Annotated in this window: 22 protein-coding genes and 1 pseudogene; 9 read left to right on the top strand and 14 right to left on the bottom strand. The window is 45.1% G+C overall.

The annotated features are described in order from the left end of the window. Window positions 1–361: pseudogene (locus Q0C19_RS04825) on the top strand (apolipoprotein N-acyltransferase); the annotation flags it as partial. Between the two features lie 103 nt (window positions 362–464). Here the strand turns inward: Q0C19_RS04825 and Q0C19_RS04820 are convergent. Continuing rightward, entirely contained in the window at window positions 465–1922 is a 1458-nt protein-coding gene (locus Q0C19_RS04820; protein ID WP_295053299.1) for an acetyl-CoA carboxylase biotin carboxylase subunit, read from the bottom strand. 241 nt (window positions 1923–2163) lie between these two features. On the opposite strand from Q0C19_RS04820, the gene cysK reads away from it, so the two are divergent. From cysK to Q0C19_RS04805, 3 genes are read left to right on the top strand one after another with little or no spacing between them, the layout of a single operon-like run. Then, entirely contained in the window at window positions 2164–3087 is a 924-nt protein-coding gene (gene cysK / locus Q0C19_RS04815) for a cysteine synthase A (protein ID WP_295053296.1), read from the top strand. Further along, window positions 3088–3657 (top strand): aminotransferase class IV, encoded by a 570-nt coding sequence (locus Q0C19_RS04810; protein ID WP_295053294.1) that lies wholly within the window; start codon window positions 3088–3090, stop codon window positions 3655–3657. Window positions 3658–3676: 19 nt separating this feature from the next. Continuing rightward, window positions 3677–4138, top strand: a complete 462-nt coding sequence (locus Q0C19_RS04805; protein ID WP_295053291.1) for a hypothetical protein — start codon at window positions 3677–3679, stop codon at window positions 4136–4138. Between the two features lie 97 nt (window positions 4139–4235). On the opposite strand, the gene Q0C19_RS04800 is transcribed toward Q0C19_RS04805, so the two are convergent. Continuing rightward, complete coding sequence (locus tag Q0C19_RS04800) at window positions 4236–5135, bottom strand: LysR family transcriptional regulator (protein WP_295053288.1); 900 nt, start codon at window positions 5133–5135, stop codon at window positions 4236–4238. A gap of 163 nt (window positions 5136–5298) precedes the next feature. Between Q0C19_RS04800 and Q0C19_RS04795 the strand changes: the two genes are divergently transcribed. Genes Q0C19_RS04795 through smpB form a run of 5 tightly spaced genes read left to right on the top strand, consistent with a single transcriptional unit; the run spans window position 5299 to window position 9618 of the window. Further along, window positions 5299–7347, top strand: a complete 2049-nt coding sequence (locus Q0C19_RS04795) for an ATP-dependent helicase (RefSeq protein ID WP_295053286.1) — start codon at window positions 5299–5301, stop codon at window positions 7345–7347. Window positions 7348–7353: 6 nt separating this feature from the next. Next, window positions 7354–8175 (top strand): tRNA pseudouridine(55) synthase TruB, encoded by an 822-nt coding sequence (gene truB / locus Q0C19_RS04790; protein ID WP_295053284.1) that lies wholly within the window; start codon window positions 7354–7356, stop codon window positions 8173–8175. After that, the gene (gene csrA, locus Q0C19_RS04785) at window positions 8169–8399 is read left to right on the top strand and encodes a carbon storage regulator CsrA (RefSeq protein WP_295053281.1); all 231 of its coding nucleotides are present in this window, start codon (window positions 8169–8171) and stop codon (window positions 8397–8399) included. Before truB ends, csrA begins: the two co-directional genes overlap by 7 nt. Further along, window positions 8396–9160, top strand: a complete 765-nt coding sequence (locus Q0C19_RS04780) for a 4-(cytidine 5'-diphospho)-2-C-methyl-D-erythritol kinase (RefSeq protein WP_295053279.1) — start codon at window positions 8396–8398, stop codon at window positions 9158–9160. Before csrA ends, Q0C19_RS04780 begins: the two co-directional genes overlap by 4 nt. Before the next feature lie 5 nt (window positions 9161–9165). Next, a complete protein-coding gene (gene smpB, locus Q0C19_RS04775; RefSeq protein WP_295053276.1) occupies window positions 9166–9618 on the top strand; it encodes an SsrA-binding protein SmpB in 453 nt (150 codons plus the stop codon). 76 nt (window positions 9619–9694) lie between these two features. On the opposite strand, the gene rplS is transcribed toward smpB, so the two are convergent. From rplS to Q0C19_RS04715, 12 genes are all read right to left on the bottom strand, one after another. Beyond that, window positions 9695–10054, bottom strand: coding sequence for a 50S ribosomal protein L19 (gene rplS / locus Q0C19_RS04770; protein WP_294894851.1), 360 nt, complete (start codon window positions 10052–10054; stop codon window positions 9695–9697). Continuing rightward, on the bottom strand, window positions 10044–10739 hold the full coding sequence (trmD, locus tag Q0C19_RS04765) for a tRNA (guanosine(37)-N1)-methyltransferase TrmD (RefSeq protein WP_295053273.1): 696 nt from the start codon (window positions 10737–10739) through the stop codon (window positions 10044–10046). Before trmD ends, rplS begins: the two co-directional genes overlap by 11 nt. After that, window positions 10739–11293: a ribosome maturation factor RimM gene (gene rimM / locus Q0C19_RS04760; protein WP_295053271.1), complete on the bottom strand. Its 555-nt coding sequence runs from the start codon at window positions 11291–11293 to the stop codon at window positions 10739–10741. Before rimM ends, trmD begins: the two co-directional genes overlap by 1 nt. Next, a complete protein-coding gene (locus Q0C19_RS04755) occupies window positions 11274–11513 on the bottom strand; it encodes a KH domain-containing protein (RefSeq protein WP_295053270.1) in 240 nt (79 codons plus the stop codon). The genes rimM and Q0C19_RS04755 overlap by 20 nt, the downstream gene beginning before the upstream one ends. 2 nt (window positions 11514–11515) lie before the next feature. Continuing rightward, window positions 11516–11746 carry a 30S ribosomal protein S16 gene (gene rpsP / locus Q0C19_RS04750; RefSeq protein WP_013459360.1) on the bottom strand — a complete coding sequence of 77 codons (231 nt, stop codon included), beginning with the start codon at window positions 11744–11746 and terminating at the stop codon, window positions 11516–11518. Between the two features lie 143 nt (window positions 11747–11889). Beyond that, entirely contained in the window at window positions 11890–13236 is a 1347-nt protein-coding gene (ffh, locus tag Q0C19_RS04745) for a signal recognition particle protein (protein ID WP_295053269.1), read from the bottom strand. Window positions 13237–13324: 88 nt separating this feature from the next. After that, the gene (locus Q0C19_RS04740) at window positions 13325–14062 is read right to left on the bottom strand and encodes an RluA family pseudouridine synthase (protein WP_295053267.1); all 738 of its coding nucleotides are present in this window, start codon (window positions 14060–14062) and stop codon (window positions 13325–13327) included. Window position 14063: 1 nt separating this feature from the next. Beyond that, the gene (gene waaA, locus Q0C19_RS04735) at window positions 14064–15227 is read right to left on the bottom strand and encodes a lipid IV(A) 3-deoxy-D-manno-octulosonic acid transferase (protein ID WP_295053265.1); all 1164 of its coding nucleotides are present in this window, start codon (window positions 15225–15227) and stop codon (window positions 14064–14066) included. Beyond that, a complete protein-coding gene (locus tag Q0C19_RS04730; RefSeq protein WP_295053263.1) occupies window positions 15220–15945 on the bottom strand; it encodes a zinc ribbon domain-containing protein in 726 nt (241 codons plus the stop codon). Before Q0C19_RS04730 ends, waaA begins: the two co-directional genes overlap by 8 nt. 39 nt (window positions 15946–15984) lie before the next feature. Next, entirely contained in the window at window positions 15985–16707 is a 723-nt protein-coding gene (locus Q0C19_RS04725; protein ID WP_295053261.1) for a Nif3-like dinuclear metal center hexameric protein, read from the bottom strand. Continuing rightward, complete coding sequence (locus Q0C19_RS04720; protein WP_295053259.1) at window positions 16704–17444, bottom strand: NYN domain-containing protein; 741 nt, start codon at window positions 17442–17444, stop codon at window positions 16704–16706. Before Q0C19_RS04720 ends, Q0C19_RS04725 begins: the two co-directional genes overlap by 4 nt. After that, a partial coding sequence (locus Q0C19_RS04715) for a tetratricopeptide repeat protein (protein WP_295053257.1) occupies window positions 17441–17790 on the bottom strand: 350 nt, incomplete at its 5' end. The genes Q0C19_RS04715 and Q0C19_RS04720, both read right to left, overlap by 4 nt.

Here is a 17790-nt window from a genome sequence, read left to right as displayed (position 1 = left end):
TACGGTTGCTAAAAAAACAATCCTCGTCCCTTTCGGCGAATACATACCTCTCCCTAAAGTTCTCCGAGGGTGGGTCAATCGGGAGATTTTCGGAGGGGGTGCCGATTTTGTCACCGCCGATAAACCGACCGATTTTACGGTAAAAGGGGTAACGTTTCGCAACGCTGTCTGCTATGAAGCGACACGGGCTGAGCTCTACACTCCCGAGGTACGCTATATGATCGCGGTCAGTAACAACGGATGGTTCAAACCCTCCATCGAGCCTACGGTGCAAAATCTCTTAATCCGTTTTTATGCTCGTAAAAATAATACGATGGTGTTTCATGCGGCTAACGGCGGGGGAAGCGGGATAGTCTATTGATTTTGAACGACTACGATACATCGTTCTATTCAGAAAATATGATTAAAAATAGTATAAAATTAATTTACTAGGGAAGAGAATCAAGCCGAAAGGCTTGATTATTTTAGTGGCGAACGTTGAGATTGTTTTTGTTGATTGCTTCGATGACAGCCGTGATATGCTTCATTTTAGCCTCTTCATCGTCCATGTTGTGGATTGCATCGAGGTTAAAGTGCTGCAATTTGGTATCAAGATATCCGGTATCGATTTTACCGTCGATAAAATCTTGGTCACGGACGATTTGTCTGTGAAGAGGGATATTCGTCGGAACCCCCTCGATAAGAAATTCATCCAATGCACGAGTCGCTTTACGCACCGCATCTTCCCATGTCAATGCCGTAACGATCAATTTACCGATCATGGAATCGTAGTTTGAAGGAATTTGATAGTTGGTATACGCCATAGAGTCCAAACGAACTCCCGGACCGCCCGGTGCAAGGTAGTTAGTGATAAGACCCGGGGATGGAACAAAGCCCAGTTTCGGATTCTCGGCATTAATGCGGAATTCAATCGCGTATCCGCGAAGGTGAATCTCCTCTTGCATGAATTTGAGCTGATCGCCCTCAGCAATCTGAATCATACGCTGAATCAAATCGATTCCGGAGATCGCTTCGGTAACCGGATGCTCAACCTGAACACGGGTATTCATTTCGATGAAATAGATATTGTCATCTTGGTCAACCAGATACTCGATCGTACCGACACTTTCGTATCCGAGACGGTACATCGCTTTTTTGGAAATACGGTAAAGCTCACGGCGAGTTTCGTGGTTCAAGAGCGGTGACGGGGCGATTTCAATCACTTTTTGGTGACGACGCTGAATCGAGCAGTCACGGTCACCCAAATGGACGATATTGCCGTATTTATCAGCTACGATTTGGATCTCGATATGACGCGGGTTTTTGAGGTATTTTTCGATAAATACTTCACCACGATTAAAGAAACGCAATGCCTCGTTGGTAGCCGATTCATACATCTCTTTGAAATCAGATGCCTTTTCAACGATACGCATACCGCGTCCGCCCCCTCCGAAAGCCGCTTTAATGATGATCGGGAATCCGATATCGGTTGCGATTTTTTCCGCATCGTCAATGTTATCGATCGGCTCATCGGTACCTGGCAACATCGGAACACCCACTTCGCGCATTGCTACTTTAGAGGCCATTTTGTCCCCGAAAAGGGCGATATGTTCCGGTTTCGGTCCGATGAAGATGATACCGTTGTCGATACACGCTTGTGCAAATTCAGCACTTTCCGATAAAAATCCGTATCCCGGATGGATCGCATCACAATCGGCTTTTTTCGCCAAAGAGATAATACGCTCATAATCAAGATACGCGGCGATCGGATCACCCATAATCGGATAACACTCATCAGCTTTACGAACCCAAACACCATTGACGTCTACTTCTGAAAACACAACAACACTTTTAATTCCCAACTCTTTACAAGCTCGAATAATGCGAAGTGCGATTTCACCACGGTTCGCGATCAATACTTTGCTGATCTTTTTCGTTTTCACTTATTACCTCATTCTGAACATTTTCAAGTTTCTGGATACCCCAAATTCCCAAAAGACGCCCGATATCTTGATTTAAAAATGAAATTATAGGATAAATCTGCTGTTTTAGCAAAATTTTTTGCTCCGTTAGCAAATGATTCAATAATAAATGTGTATTTCCACATATTCTTGATTCTATCGCTTATGATTATGGGATAATTAAAATTTTGCTATTATAATGACAAAAAAAGAGGGATCCCTAATGAAGATCGCATCCAACATCACTGAACTCATCGGCAATACTCCTCTGGTGAGGCTTAATGCCCCTTCTACCAGCAGCGGAGCTACGATTTTAGGAAAATGCGAATTTATGAATCCCACCAGTTCCGTCAAAGACCGAATCGGATTTAACATGATCCAAACTGCGATGAAGGAGGGACGGATCAATGCCGATACCCTTATCATTGAGCCCACCAGCGGCAATACCGGTATCGCTCTTGCTTCGATTTGTGCCGCTTTAGGACTGAAACTGACCCTCACCATGCCTGAATCGATGTCGATTGAACGACGGAACCTCCTTAAAGCGCTCGGGGCCAATCTCGTTCTCACTCCGGCGGCGTATGGGATGAAAGGGGCTATCGATGAAGCCGATGCGCTGGTCGCTTCCCATCCCAATGCCATTGTTCTGCAGCAATTTGCCAATCCTGCCAATCCGGATATCCATCGCACCACAACCGCACAAGAAATTCTCCGAGACACAGACGGGCACATAGATATCTTTGTCGCCGCCGTCGGGACAGGGGGAACCCTTACCGGAACCGGAGAAGCGCTCCGAGCCGTATTGCCGAATGTCCAAATCATTGCCGTAGAGCCTAAAGATTCTCCCGTCCTCTCGGGAGGAAAACCGGGACCGCACAAGATTCAGGGTATCGGTGCCGGATTTGTCCCGGATGTTCTCAATACGGCACTTTATAACGAAGTGATAACCGTCAGCAACGAAGAGGCGATTGCCGCTTCCAAAGCTCTCGCAAAAACTGAAGGGCTCCTCGTCGGAATCTCTGCTGGGGCAAACGTCCATGCCGCTTCACTCGTCGCTGCGCGCCCTGAAAATCGCGGGAAGACTATCGTCACTATTTTATGCGATACGGCAGAGCGTTATTTGAGTACCCCTCTTTTTGAAGCGTAAATGCTTTTAGAAACCATTCGCTGCGAAATGGGAGCCGCCCTGCACCTCTCCTATCATCAAAAGCGGTTGGATAAATCATGCCGATTGCTCGGTATTCGCAAAGAGTATGACTTAAATGCGTTAATCGTACCTCCCGACAGCAGACTCTATCGATGCCGCTTTCTCTACAGCGCCGAGGGCTATAGCATCGAGTTCCATCCCTATACCCCAAAGAAAATCACTTCCCTGAAGCTTCTTACGTGCGATACGCTCAAATACCCTCTCAAATATGCCGACCGCGAATCTATCAATACGTTATTTGAAAAGCGGATGGAGTGTGACGATGTTCTACTGGTACAAAACAATTTTCTGAGGGATACCTCGGTCGCTAATATTGCCCTATGCATTGAGGGGAAATGGGTTACCCCCGCATCTCCTCTATTAGAGGGGACAACACGGGAGCGTTTGCTCGATGAGAAATTTCTCACTGCCGCACCGCTGACACCCGAAGATATCGCCCGAGCAAGCAAAGTCGCCCTTATGAATGCGATGGTAGGCTTCATTGAAGTCGAAAATGGTATAATTATCTAAAAAAAATAGGCCTGCCGTTATGTTATTCGACATTATTAAAAGCTCTTCATTCGCACGATTGATGGAAAATCATATCCGTGACATGCTCATTTATCTTTTCGAAAACGACCAAAATTTCGGTATTTTATGCAAGATTGATCACGTAACGTTTGATCCGCCTCTCCCGAAACATATTAATGACGAGTTTCGCTCTATGACGCTGTTTTTTTTAGCGGGATATACGTTTGAAAGTGCGCGGATCGACAACGACATCTTGATTTTCGAAGCGGGTTTCGGTCAAGAGAATATCGGCAGTTTTGTCTCCGTACCGTTGCTCTCAATCGTTCAGATCATTATCGATGATACACCGGCATTCGTCAACCTAGCCCTTCCTCAAGAGCAACATCCGGTTATCAATATTGAAAAACATGAAGGGGTTCAGAACTCGATGAGCGCCCTGCTCGCAAATCCCGAAAATCAGAAGTTTTTGAAGAAAAAATAGTCTTAAATGTGTCATAATTGAAGATAGTGAAGTGCGGTTTGCTGCACGTGGGCTTCCCGCCGAGGGAAACGTAGAGTTATCGTATGCTCCTATAGCGTTACAGTTTCAATCCTAGTAGATACGTGACGACATTATCGATAAAGGCATCGTGCTTACGCTCTTTACTGTAGGCGATGTAAAACTTGCGTTTGATTTTATAATTTTTAATTCGCGCTTCAAACAATTTTCCCTCTTCCACTTCATCACTGATAACATGACGAGAGATAACCGAAACAACAGGACGTGCCGCATCTTTAGGTGAGCGCATCAATGTCTCTTTGATCGCCGTAGAACTTGCAACCACACCTATGACACTGAAGCTTGAGCATTCAACGCCGATCTCTTCAAAGACTTCCGACGTCAATTTACGGGTATGTGAATTTTCATCACGGCAGATCCAGTCAAATTTGTACATATCTTCTTTACGAAGTTGCTTGGGAATCGGTTGATTGGAAAAAATGACCAACTCGTCTTCTTCCCACTCGCGGTAGATCAAACCGTCTTTGAATACCGGCGATTCAATCAGGGCGATGTCAATCTTTTTATCCAACAATTGATCAATAATATCTTCGGAAAATGCAACACGAATATGCACTTCATTATTAATCTTCTCTTTAAGCTGACCGATGTAGGAAGGGAGAACATAGTTGCCGATCGCATACGAAGCGCCGACAATAAACGTAAACTCTTTGTTAATGATTTTAAGAAGCTCTTTTTCGCTTGATTGGATCGCTTTTTCCAGTTTGACGGCAATACGGAAAAGATCCTCGCCCTCTTTGGTAAGCTTAATCCCGTTCTTTTTCCGCTCAACCACGCGGGTATCGAGATAGTCCTCGATAAACTTAATCTGTTGCGTTACGGCCGGTTGAGAAATTCCCAATTTCGCCGATGCTTTTGAAAAACTTTTTTCCCGAACCACCGTCAAAAACGTCATAAGTTTGGCAAAATCTTTTAACATAATAATTCCTATAAGCTGAATGAATAGCAGTATTATAACCCGATATTATAACCAATGCAAGAGTTCAGCCCAAAATTCCAACTCGTTTTGCCAAAGGAATTTAAAAAACAGAAAACTTGGGCTATAATAAATGAACTAATAATACGAGCAAGGCGATAACGGTATGGATGAAATTCTCTCAAACCTCAATGAGGCACAGCGAAGTGCGGTCGAACGGATTGAGGGACCTTTGCTCATCTTAGCAGGTGCGGGAAGCGGAAAAACCAAAACCATTACGACACGTCTCGCCTATCTGCTCGATCAGGTAGGTATCCCTGCCGGAAATACCCTAACATTGACTTTTACCAACAAAGCGGCCAAAGAGATGCGCGAGCGGGCAATGGGCTTGATACAACAAAATTCTTACCCTCCGCTGCTGTGCACCTTCCATAAATTCGGCCTCCTCTTTTTAAAATTTCATATCCATCTGCTCGGACGTGCCAACAATTTCGTCGTGATCGATACCGATGATAAAAAAAAGATCATTAAAAAAATAAATGCCGATCTCCCCACCGCATTGATCGCCAGCGAAATTTCCCGCTATAAAAATTCTTTAATCGACCCGGCAGAAGCGTATCTCCAAGCGGAACTTACAAACTACAAACACATCGCCAAAATCTATGAAGAGTACGAAGCCTATCTGCTGAAAAATAATCTCGTCGATTTTGACGATTTACTTTGTCTCACCTATAAACTCCTCGATGAAAATCCCGATTTATGTACTCAAACCTCTGAGAAATACCGCTATATTATGATCGATGAGTATCAAGATACCAACGAGCTGCAATTGCGTCTTCTTCAAAAACTCTGCAGTACCCATAATAATCTCTGTGTCGTCGGGGATGACGATCAGAGTATTTACGGCTGGCGAGGTGCCCATGTACGCAACATCCTTGAATTCGATCAGGATTTTGCCGATGCGATGGTGGTGAAGCTGGAACATAACTATCGCTCTACCCAACCGATCCTCACCGTTGCTAACGCCCTTATCGAACACAACCGCTCCCGCCTTGGCAAAACTCTCCTCGCTACCAAAGAGGGGGGAGATGACGTGCAAACCATCACCTCCAATGATGAGAGCGAAGAGTCCCAAAAGATTGCTAAAACGATCAAAGAGCTTATCTCTCAAGGGGTACGACCGAATGAAATCGCCGTCCTATACCGTATCAATGCCCTCAGCCGATCTCTCGAAGAGGGACTAAATCGTGCCGGAGTCCCTTACAAACTTGTCGGCGGATTGCGATTTTATGACCGTGCCGAGATCAAAGACCTTATCAGCTATCTTCGGGTTATCACCAACGTCCATGACAATTTCTCACTCAAGCGGATTATCAACAAGCCCAAACGGGGTCTTGGAAAAGCGACCATTGATAAAATCGAGCTCTCTTCCATCGAAGCGAGCAAATCAATGTTTGAGTTTATCTCTACGTTAAGCGACGGTGAATTGGAAGGGCTGGTACGGAAAAAAAGTGCCGGAGAACTGCGAGATTTCGTCGCCGAGATTCTCGAACTTCGCCGTGTTTCGGAAGAGGCAATCTATCGTTTTATCGATCTTCTCGAAGAGCGGTTTAAAATCAAAGATACCCTCAAAGGGCTCCCCGACGAAGCGGAGAAAATTGCCAATATCGATGAGTTTTACGGATTGTTCCGAGATTACGTCAAACAAAATCCAGAAAGCTCTCTCGCAGAGTTTCTCAACGATATTACATTGCAAAGCGAACAAGACCAAGTGGAGGGTGAGAGTATCTATATCATGAGCATTCACGCCTCCAAAGGGCTTGAATTTGAACATCTTTTCGTTATAGGGCTTGAAGAGGGATTTTTGCCTCTGATAGGAGATGGGAGCGATCTTGAAGAGGAGAGACGCTTGGGATACGTCGCCATCACCCGCGCCAAAAGCAACCTCATCCTCTCCAACGTCAACAGCCGCTTTTACAAAGGGCGCCGTACCGATCTGCAAAAAAGCCGTTTTATTAACGAAGCGGGATTATGTGAGGGGTCTTTGATCCTTGAGAAAAACACCTCCTTCAAAAAAGGGGACTTGGTTCGTCATAAAATCTTCGGAGCGGGACGGGTCGAAGGGGTGAGCAAAGCGGGACGCGAATTTAAGCTCAGTATTAATTTCGGCGGCAATAAACGGGATATTCTCGCCTCTTTCGTTGAAAAGCTATAATCGCCTATGAATCGCCTTTTCGTTGCTTACAAACCTTCCGGTATTAGTTCAAACCAACTTTTAGGACAGCTGAAACGGCGCTATAAAGTCAAAAAAGCAGGCTATTCAGGGACACTTGATCCCTTTGCAAAGGGTGTTTTGATCATTGCTTTCGGCAACCACGGACGGTTGTTTCGATTTTTGAATAAAACCCCTAAGCGCTACCGAGCTACCCTTTGGCTGGGAGCCTATTCTCCGACCCTGGATATCGAAAAAATCGAAACGATCAATGAAATGCAGCCCGTAGCGGTTGAACAAATAGACTCTATTTTGTCTTCTCTGGAGGGAGAACTCACCTATCTGCCGCCCAAATACAGTGCGAAACGTATTGAGGGACGCAGAGCGTATGAGTTTGCCCGCGAGGGAAAAGAGGTTGACCTGAATGAGATCACCTCTTTTATCTATGACCTGAGACTCATCCACTATTGCCACCCCTTTGTTACTTTTGAAGCGAGTGTATCGGAGGGAAGCTATATCCGATCACTCGGGGAGATAATCGCAAACCGCCTTGGATGCAACGGTGCACTTACGGCGCTCGAGAGGCTCAACGAGGGACAATTTATTTTTGAAAATGAAAAAGAACTCGACATTAAAACCTCTCTTGCACTCCCTAAAAACCGCTATAATGGCACATTGCAAACGATTCTTTTAGGTCAGCCCCTGCTTCGAGAAGATTTTGATATCCAAGAAGAGGGAACCTACTGGATCGACAACGGAGACACTATCTCAATTCTGGAAATTACCCCTGAGGGTGTCCGTTATATTCTCAATAAGGTTGAAGCATGCTGATTCTCTCCCGCAGACCCGAAGAATCGATCATAATCGCCGATACGATCACCGTCAAAGTAGTCTCCATCGAAAAAGGGGTCGTGAAACTCGGTATAGATGCTCCACACAATATTAGAGTGCTACGAAGCGAATTGGTTCGTGCCGTGGAAGACTCGAACAAAGAGGCCTCATCAGACCATGATGCCTCATTACTCCAACAACTCGCTCAAAAATTACGACTATGACCCGCTATCGTGCCTATGCTAAAGTCAATATTTTTCTCAAAATAACGGGGACTCGGGGAGAATACCATACTTTGAGTTCCCGTTTTATGCGGGTCAATTCCCTTTTTGATACCCTTTGGTTTGAGAATAAATCAACCCCTGAATTTGAAATACGGGGAAATTTTGATTGCGAAATTCATTCCAATACCATCTATAAAGCATATAAATACCTCCAAAGCGCTACCCGCTCCGATAAACTTTCCTCTTTTTTTGAAAATAATGCCGTATGTGTCGAAAAACAGATCCCCTCTTTTGCCGGACTCGGCGGAGGAAGTTCCGATGCAGCCACGTTTTTACGAATGTGCAACGAAGCGTTGGATTTAGAACTGAGTATCGATGAACTTGCCGAAATCGGTGCCAATGTCGGTGCGGATGTCCCTTTCTTCGTCTATGGCTATGATAGTGCAAACGTCAGCGGTATTGGAGAGATTGTTGAACCGTTCAATGAACCGTTACTCGATTTTGAAGTCACAACCCCCTCCCTTCAAATCAGTACACCGGCCGTCTATCGCTATTATCGCGAACACCGTTATCTGCCGATTAGCAAGGAGGAGGCTTCACGTCTAGAAGCCACATCATCAAAAGAGATATTGGCCTCTATTAATTCGAAAGAGGCTAATGATCTTTACAGTGCCGCTTTGGGCTGCTATCCTGAACTGCATGAAAAAGAGGGGTGGTTTTTCTCCGGCAGCGGCAGCAGTTTTTTTAGGATCAAGGAATAATGACTATGGGTGAAAATATCTCTACCAACAAAAAAGCCTTTTTTGACTACTACATCGAAGAGAAATTCGAAGCGGGGCTTGTCCTCAAAGGGAGCGAAGTCAAAGCACTCCGTGCCGGGCGGGTCAACCTCAAAGACGGATTTATCAAAATTGTCCGTGGTGAAGCGTTTGTCTTTAATGTCCATATCGGCGTACTCGATACCACCCATCACTATTATACTCACGAAGAGCGGGGAAGCCGCAAATTACTGCTGCACAAAAAACAGATCGACAAGATGTTTAAAGCGGTTGAAAAAGAGGGGTTTACCCTTGTACCGCTCAGTATCTATTTCAATGATAAAAACCTCGCTAAAATGCAGGTTGCCATCGTCAAAGGGAAAAAGCTCTACGATAAACGGGATGATTTAAAAGAGAAAAGTCTCAAACGGGATATGGAACGGGCATTAAAAGGGGAGTAAGCTTAGGCTTGTTCGAATAAAAAAAGATTGATCGGGAAGATAATAAGTTTGCCGCAAGAGAGTGCGGCAAGGGGGATTATTTGCGACGAATTTCTTTAATACGTGCTGCTTTACCGGCAAGATCACGAAGGTAGAACAATTTCGCACGACGTACACGTCCACGGCGAAGAACTTCGATTTTCTCTAAGCTATCGCTGTAGATTGGGAATACACGCTCGATACCGATACCGTTAGCACCGATTTTACGTACAGTAATAGTACGGCCAGTACCTTCTCCACGGATAGAGATACAGATACCTTCATAATTTTGAACACGTGATTTTTCACCCTCAGTAATAGTTACTGCAAGACGAAGAGTATCACCCGCGCGGAACTCAGGAACGTTTTTGTTAGCGATTTGTGCTTGCTCGAAGCTAGCAATGTACTTATTTTTCATAAGATGTCCTTATTTTATGCTTTTGAAGCTGCTCCGGCCTGAAGTATTTTGTTTTGCATTCAGACAGAGACGATTTTAGTGCACGAATTTTACTGTGATTTCCCTTTAAGTATTCTGATGGAACACTCATATTCTCATAAACAGGGGGTTTTCCAAACGAAGGTGCTTCCAATAGTGGTGATTCGAAACTCTCATATTCCAAAGAGTCGCTATTTCCCAAAACACCTTCAATGTTTCGAACGATAGCATCGGTCATAACCAAAGAGGGGAGTTCCCCTCCGGTCAAGACGTAGTCACCGATGCTGAACACTTCATCCGCGAATCGTTCTACGACCCGCTCATCGATCCCCTCATAGCGGCCACTCACGAAAACCACGTGAGATTTCGTTGCGAGCCGCTTGGCATCGTTTTGGGTAAATTGTTTCCCCACGGGTGCCACAAAAATGATATGAGATTCATCCGGCAGTGTTTGAAGGGCATCAAACAACGGTTGAGGAGTCATTAACATACCCGCTCCCCCGCCTGCAGCCGTATCGTCCACTTTATGATGTTTCGACGTACTGTAATCTCTAGGATTGAGATAATCGACCGAAAATTTCCCCGACTCGATCCCCCGTTTGAGAATAGAATCTTGAAAATAACCTTCGATCAGATTGGCAAAAATAGTTACATACGTAAAGCGCATCAGGATGCCTCTAACAGATCCAATCCGCCCTCTACGGTAATTACTTTAGCCTTTGCATCCGCATTTAAAACAAAACGATCAATATAAGGGATCAAAAAGGTAGTAGGAAGCTCTTTGGAAACCAAAGCACTATCGGTTGCTACGAGTAGATAATCCAATGGACCGATACGTTCGATCTCTTGGACTTTCCCCAAAAGCATCTCCCCTTCCATAACACTGGAGCCGAGCAAATCAAACCAGAAAAACTCCCCCTCACTAAGATTGCATCGCTCACGCGTTGCTTCAAAAGTGGTAAAAAGTTTCGCATTGGTCAATGCTTTGGCGGCTTCAGGAGTATCGATCCCTTTGAGATGAACCAGTTCACGATCGGGATTATAAGCGCTAAGAGTGATCTCTTTGCCGTTTTCAAGAGTGAATGAGGCATTCGGAGCGAATTGTTCAGGGAAATCGGTGGAGAGGTTAAGTTTCATATCCCCTTTTAAGCCGACAACTCGGCCCAAAGTGGCGACATGGAGTAAATCCTGCGGAGGTGAATTACGAAAGCGGTTCGACATTGATTCGGTAACTTTTCCCGTCTTTGGCTTTGCAACCGGAAATGACGGTTTTGATCGCTCCGATCATTTTGCCCTCTTTTCCGATAAGCTTGCCCACATCCGCCTGATTGGCGTACAAAACGATTTCGGTCACTTCATCGCCATCATGCGATTCCACCCGAATCTCTTCGGGATAAGAGGCTATTAACCGCGCAAAACCTGCGACGAAGTCCGCAATCATGATTATTTACCGGTAATTTTTTTAACGCGATCTGACATTTGAGCACCAACGCTCAACCAGTAGTTTAGACGCTCTTCATCTACTTTGGTAGTGATAGGGTCTGTCATCGGATTGTAGTATCCGATCAATTCGATCCAACCGCCGTCGCGACGTTTGCGACTATCGGTTACCGCGATACGGTAGAAAGGTTGTTTTTTACGACCCATACGGGTTAAACGGATGACTGTTGCCATTGTGTGTCCTTTTAATGTTTTTTTGCACCAAGAAGCTTAGAAGAGTGTTTTACCCACAAAAGTAAAAGAAAAACCTCTAAGCTGCTTCAAATGCTAAGGACTAAACTCGGATAAGTCCAGTCCTTAGCATTTAGCTGACAAAGTTAGCGCGGTAAACGCGAACCTTGCATTTGACCCATCATACTCTGTAGGTCTTTCATCCCCTGTTTACCGGAGAACCGTTTAGCCATTTTGGAAGCGTTTTTAAACTGCTTCAAAATACGGTTTACTTCGATAATATCAAGTCCGCACCCTTTGGCCAGACGGGCTTTTCGGCTGTTATTCAACAGCTCGGGATCTTCACGCTCTTTTACCGTCATGGAGGAGACCAGTGCTTTAATCTGCTTGAGCTGAGACGAGTTTTCCAAATCAAAATCTTTCAAAGCAGATGCCATACCGCCCATACCCGGGATCATACCCATGATGGATTTCATGCTCCCCATTTTTTTGAGGCTCTCCATCTGTTCAAGGAAGTCGTTAAAGTTAAACTCCCCTTTTTTGATCTTTTTGGTAAGGGCTTTTGCTTTTTTCTCATCGATTACCGATGCAGTACGCTCCGCAAGACCTTCGATGTCACCCAATCCCATAAGACGATTGACGATACGATCAGGGAGGAAGATTTCAAGGTCTTCCATTTTCTCACCCGCACCGATAAAGCGAAGCGGGACTTGGATCTGAGAAGCGATACCTAACGCAACGCCCCCTTTGGAATCCCCGTCGTATTTGGTAAGGATTACTCCGTTGATTCCGATTTTTTCATTAAATGCGGCAGCGGTGCGAACGGCATCCTGACCGCTCAACGAATCGGCAACATAGAAAATCTCATGCGGTTTGGCAGCGGCTTTGACTTCCGCCAATTCCCCCATCAAAGCATCATCAATGGCCAAACGTCCGGCAGTATCGATCAACACAACATCAAAAAGGGATTTTTGTGCGTAGCGCAATGCCCCTTCTACTACCTCTACCGGATTTTTCGTCGCATCATCGGCGTAAAGTTCCACTTCGATAGAGGCACACACTTGACGAAGCTGCTCAACCGCCGCAAGACGCTGCAAGTCTGCCGCAACAACCAATACCCGCTTTTTCTGACGTGTTTTAAGCCAGTTGGCAAGCTTACCCGTCGTCGTCGTTTTCCCCGAACCCTGCAACCCCGTCATCAAAATAACGGTTGGAGCTACCGGAGCATAGACAAATCCGGAATTGCCTTTGACGTCTAACAGAGCATAAAGCGATTGTCGAAGAGCATCGAGAAACTGATCTTTTCCGATACCGCTTTGCTTGGTTTGGAGTTCAACCGAATCGATCAGGTCTTTGACGACTTTATGGTTCACATCGGCTTTGAGCAACGCTTTTTTAAGCTCGCCGAGTGCCTTGGTTAACGCCTTCTCATCGTCGTGAAAACGGATTTTGCGTATGGCTGATGTAAACGATTCGGTTAGTGTATCAAACACTTCAACTCCTAAATAATAGCTCTGCAGGGTATAAAAATTTCCGAATTATACTTAATTTTTTCTTCAATTACAATTAGAGTACTTGTAATTAACTACCGAAGTGTCCGAAGACCTTAGGTTCCGGCGCTTCAAATGTTTGTCCGAGCAATATCACTTTTTTTGCATGGAGCATCACCCGCTTTGACTGCCGTCCGCCGTAGCTCTCATCCCCGATAATCGGATGCTGAGCATATTTTAGGTGAGCACGGATTTGGTGTGTCCGTCCGTGATGGATAATGAGCTGAACTTTCGTCTTTTTCCCTGAAACTTCGAGGGGGGTTACTTCCGTAATCGCTGGTTTGCCGTTTTTAGCAACCTTGGTATAGGCTTTGTTCCCTTTTTTCTCCGTAATAAGTGGCTGGTCGATAATGAATGGTTCACTAATCAACCCTTCTACCCACGCAACGTACTCTTTGTAAACATTGTCTTTTTTAAACTCTTGGATCGCTTTGAGGCGAAACTCTTCATTTTTTACCAACATCAAAACACCGCTTGTTTCACGATCCAAACGATGTAAAAGCTGTGAGCCTTTGAACTGTCGCTCAATCTCATCCGAGTTGACGAAAGCCGGTTTATCGATAACGATCAAATCGTCATTCTCAAATATCGGACGTGCTTTTTCCACTTTTTGAACGATGAACACTGTTTTTGCACTGATTTCACCCCGTGCGATCATCACCTTGTTGTTCCCAACATAAACCAAACCTCTATCGATCAGTGATTTGGCCTCAGAGTTGGATATCCCCTCTTGCTCCGCTAGGAGCTTATACGCTTTTGGTTTTTCCATTTTATTTCTCCGTTAAATAATTTAATACTTTTTGCAGATCAACACTTCCGTTGATCTGTGATGGTGGCATTGATTCCGCATTTTTCAATGCTTCCGTAATGCCCTCCAATGAGGTAAACTGTACATGCGAGACGTATTTAAACAGTTCACGCTGTAAAAATATCTGCTCTCCCGTAATAACTTTGCACCCGAATGTTGCGGGTTCCAGAGGGTTATGTCCCCCGATAGGCTCATATGCTCCCCCTAAAATTGCCACATCGCTGATGGCGTAGAGGTTATTCAACTCTCCCATCGCATCAATAAGGGTAATATCCGTATCCAATGTTTGCGACTCGCTCCAACGCGAAGCACTCATCATCGGAGCCGTTTTTACGATCAGTTCCCCTACTTTCGCAAACCGCTCGGGATGGCGAGGAACCACTAAAAGTTTAGCGGAGGGATTATGCTCGCGATACGCGACAAATCCTCGGATAATACCCTCTTCTTCTCCCTCGTGGGTGCTCGCCGCGACAATGATTGTCCCTTGCGGCTTCGGATAGTGCGCAGTCGCTTCGATCTTTTGGGAAAGTTTGATATTCCCGACCACTTCGACATTGCGGGCACCCAAGGCGATAAAGCGAGCCATATCTTCGCTGCTTTGGCAAAAAATACGCTCGCACTGAGAGAGTAAAATTCGATAAAACCATCGCATACGGTAATACTTCGGAAAGCTACGATCACTAATTCGGGCATTGAGTGCAACAACCCGTGCTCCTCTGGTTCGAGCTAAACGAAATAGCAAATACCAAAACTCCGCTTCCAATACGACCACTGTTTTAGGACGTTCGATCCAAAACCATAGCCATATCTCATAGGGAAGATAACGCACCTGTGCCCCGTATTTGGACGCCGCTTCATATCCCGTATGGGTAATGACACTGATGGCAATTTTTTTATTTTTTAACTTCTCAATGATCGGTGCAATCGCTTTCGCTTCCCCCAGTGAACACACATGAAACCAAATATCATGAGGTTGAAAAGGGGGATTCTTAATGCCAAAAAAACGTGCCGGAATTGAATCGCGATATTTTTTCTTGAACGAAAAGAGGATTAAGAGAGGCAGAGCTACGACGTAAAAAAACGCCGCAACCAAAGTATAAAAAAGGTCGAACGCTACGTTACGCACCGATAGCGTCAGATGAAGGTTCTAAAAATAGGATACGGCCGCAATGCGGGCACATTGTGATCTCTTCACCTTTGATAACATCGGAGTAGACTTTATCGCTGATCGCCATGTAACAACCCATACATGCTTGGTTACGTACCGCCACAGCCGTCGTATTTTTAGCCCAGCGACGGATTTTTTGGTAAAACGACAACCCTTTTTGGTTCATCGCACCGACCAAAGTCTCTTTTCGGGCAAAAACTTCTTTACGTTCTTCATCAATACGTGCCAATTTGACATCAACATCGGCTTTTACAGTCGAAATACTTCCCTCAATCTCAGCAGCTTTGGTTTCAAGCTCATCAATTTTACTTTGCTTGTGATCGATCAGTTTTTCCAAACGTTCAATCTCTTCGTTTGCGAAACTTACTTGCTCTTTGGCAATCTCTTCTTCGAGTTGAAGCGACTTCATTTCACGTTCGGTTTTAACCTCACCGCTTTTGCGGCCGTTCTCTTCGAGTTTCGCAGAGAGCTCGGCTAAGTGAAGCTCGTTTTTATGCTTTTTGAGCTGTTCGTCTTTGATCTCTTGTTTAAGAGCATTGATTTCGTTAACGATACTGTTTTTAGTCGCTAGAAGTGCGTCATACTGAAGATTAGCTTCTTCGATTTGCGGTTCAAACGCATCGATCTCTTTATCAACATGAGAGAGCTCGATTAATTGTTCAAGGTGTTTGTTCATACGTTTCCTTTTGGAGTTACACGATTACCTAATTTTAGCTCAAAGATAGGTGAAGGGGTTCTTAGATGGTGAAATTATAACACTCAATCCTAATTTTTCCAAATACCCCCCTAAAACCTCCCCAAAATAGCGTTCGCTCTCATAGTGTCCGATGTCAATCATTGACAATCCGATGGATGACGCTTCCATTGCGTCATGATATTTGATATCCCCCGTCAAAAAACAATCGGCTTCGATATTGCGCATCAAGGATGCACCCGATCCGGTAACCAAAGCGCACGTTCGGATATGATCATGACATTTGACTCCGCGGGTATGGGGCAATCCAAACGCACTTTTAATCTTTGCGGCAAACGTTTCGTACGCCTCGTCCACCCCCAAATAGACGACGAATCCCTCTTTGGCGATAATGGGGTATCCGAGCACTTCCGTTGCAACATAGTCGTTAAGATGGGTTTGGTCGAAATTGGTGTGCATGGCGATATTGGTAATATTCTTACGAATCATCGGAGCGAGTATCTTCGCAGGATATTGGTTGAACTGAAGCTGCTTAAGTCCGCCGAAAATGATCGGATGATGGGTAATCAAAAGGGCATTTTCCGGGATGCTTTCAATCAGTTCTTCATCAATATCAATGCTCAAGACGACATGCTCGATCTCTTGAGCGAAATCGCCGACCAAAAGACCGGAGTTATCCCACCCTTCCTGGGTTGCAAAAGGTGAAAGTCCGTCGAGATAAGTATAAATTTCTTGTACCGTCATTTTTCATAACTCCTTTTATGCCTCTTGAGCCGGACATGCACCGCCTGTGATCCCGAAAGGGGGTCGGAAAATTTAAACTCGAATTCACCCAATCCCTCAATCAGATCAAGAAGCTTTTTATAGCCGTAACTGCGGGGGTCAAATTCAGGAGATTTGTTAATCAAATTTTGTCCGATTGAGCCCAAATAAGACCATCCTGCTTCATTAGTCGTATCTTCTACCGCATTGCGCACCAAAGCCAAGAGAGCTTTATTATCCGGTTTGATTTTCGCAGGAGCCGATTCTTTATGATTGGCATCACGACGAAGATTTTCGGTAAAAATGAATTTATCGCACACGCCGATAAATGCTTTAGGTGTTTTCTGCTCCCCGAATCCGTAGACTTTGATTCCCGATTCACGGATACGGCTGGCCAGACGGGTAAAGTCACTGTCACTCGAGACAATGCAGAAACCGTCAAAATTTTTCGTATAGAGGAGATCCATCGCGTCAATAATCATCGCGCTGTCGGTCGCATTTTTCCCCGTCGTGTAGGCAAATTGCTGCATCGGATGGAGACCGTGTTCCAAAAGGACGTTTTTCCACCCTTTGAGTTTGGTATCCGTCCAATCGCCGTAAATTCGTTTGACACTGGCGATACCGTGGGAAGCGATCTCGTCCATCAATCCCGCAATAATAGAGGGCTGTGAATTGTCTGCGTCGATTAAGACCGCGAGTCGTGCTTGATCATCAATCATGAAACACTCCCTAAAGAAAGCAAGGCTTCGCGCGCCTGCGGAAAATCGTTTTGAAGTTCAAGGGAACGTTTATACATCGCTCTTGCCTCTTCTATCTCGCCCATATCCACCAATAAATTGGCATAGTTGTAAAACGTCTGCGCGTAGGTATCGTCAATCTCTATGGCTTTTAGATAGTGATCCTGCGCACGCTCATGCGCTTTTTCCAATCGATACAGCGATCCAATGGCATTATGGGTCAGATCATCGTTTCCGTCAAGTTCCAAAGAGCGCTCATAGAGTTCGATTGCTTTGAGACGATCTCCTGTTTTTGCGGTAATAAACGCAAGTTTATTTAAAATTTCGG

Origin of the sequence: Sulfuricurvum sp., assembly GCF_023250475.1 — a bacterium.
In the GTDB taxonomy this organism is placed as follows: Bacteria; Campylobacterota; Campylobacteria; order Campylobacterales; family Sulfurimonadaceae; genus Sulfuricurvum.
The sequence above is the reverse complement of the archived record's forward strand: the minus strand, read 5'-3'. Positions and strand labels throughout refer to the sequence as shown.

Coding starts and splice junctions, on each gene's coding strand:
- smpB (WP_295053276.1), top strand. CDS start 9,166: ATGGGTGAAAATATCTCTACCAACAAAAAAGCCTTTTTTGACTACTAC.
- Q0C19_RS04725 (WP_295053261.1), bottom strand. CDS start 16,707: ATGACGGTACAAGAAATTTATACTTATCTCGACGGACTTTCACCTTTT.
- Q0C19_RS04805 (WP_295053291.1), top strand. CDS start 3,677: ATGTTATTCGACATTATTAAAAGCTCTTCATTCGCACGATTGATGGAA.
- rimM (WP_295053271.1), bottom strand. CDS start 11,293: ATGTCGAACCGCTTTCGTAATTCACCTCCGCAGGATTTACTCCATGTC.
- trmD (WP_295053273.1), bottom strand. CDS start 10,739: ATGCGCTTTACGTATGTAACTATTTTTGCCAATCTGATCGAAGGTTAT.
- Q0C19_RS04720 (WP_295053259.1), bottom strand. CDS start 17,444: ATGATTGATGATCAAGCACGACTCGCGGTCTTAATCGACGCAGACAAT.
- Q0C19_RS04810 (WP_295053294.1), top strand. CDS start 3,088: ATGCTTTTAGAAACCATTCGCTGCGAAATGGGAGCCGCCCTGCACCTC.
- Q0C19_RS04800 (WP_295053288.1), bottom strand. CDS start 5,135: ATGTTAAAAGATTTTGCCAAACTTATGACGTTTTTGACGGTGGTTCGG.
- rplS (WP_294894851.1), bottom strand. CDS start 10,054: ATGAAAAATAAGTACATTGCTAGCTTCGAGCAAGCACAAATCGCTAAC.
- Q0C19_RS04795 (WP_295053286.1), top strand. CDS start 5,299: ATGGATGAAATTCTCTCAAACCTCAATGAGGCACAGCGAAGTGCGGTC.
- Q0C19_RS04780 (WP_295053279.1), top strand. CDS start 8,396: ATGACCCGCTATCGTGCCTATGCTAAAGTCAATATTTTTCTCAAAATA.
- cysK (WP_295053296.1), top strand. CDS start 2,164: ATGAAGATCGCATCCAACATCACTGAACTCATCGGCAATACTCCTCTG.
- csrA (WP_295053281.1), top strand. CDS start 8,169: ATGCTGATTCTCTCCCGCAGACCCGAAGAATCGATCATAATCGCCGAT.
- rpsP (WP_013459360.1), bottom strand. CDS start 11,746: ATGGCAACAGTCATCCGTTTAACCCGTATGGGTCGTAAAAAACAACCT.
- Q0C19_RS04740 (WP_295053267.1), bottom strand. CDS start 14,062: ATGGAAAAACCAAAAGCGTATAAGCTCCTAGCGGAGCAAGAGGGGATA.
- Q0C19_RS04755 (WP_295053270.1), bottom strand. CDS start 11,513: ATGATTGCGGACTTCGTCGCAGGTTTTGCGCGGTTAATAGCCTCTTAT.
- Q0C19_RS04730 (WP_295053263.1), bottom strand. CDS start 15,945: ATGAACAAACACCTTGAACAATTAATCGAGCTCTCTCATGTTGATAAA.
- truB (WP_295053284.1), top strand. CDS start 7,354: ATGAATCGCCTTTTCGTTGCTTACAAACCTTCCGGTATTAGTTCAAAC.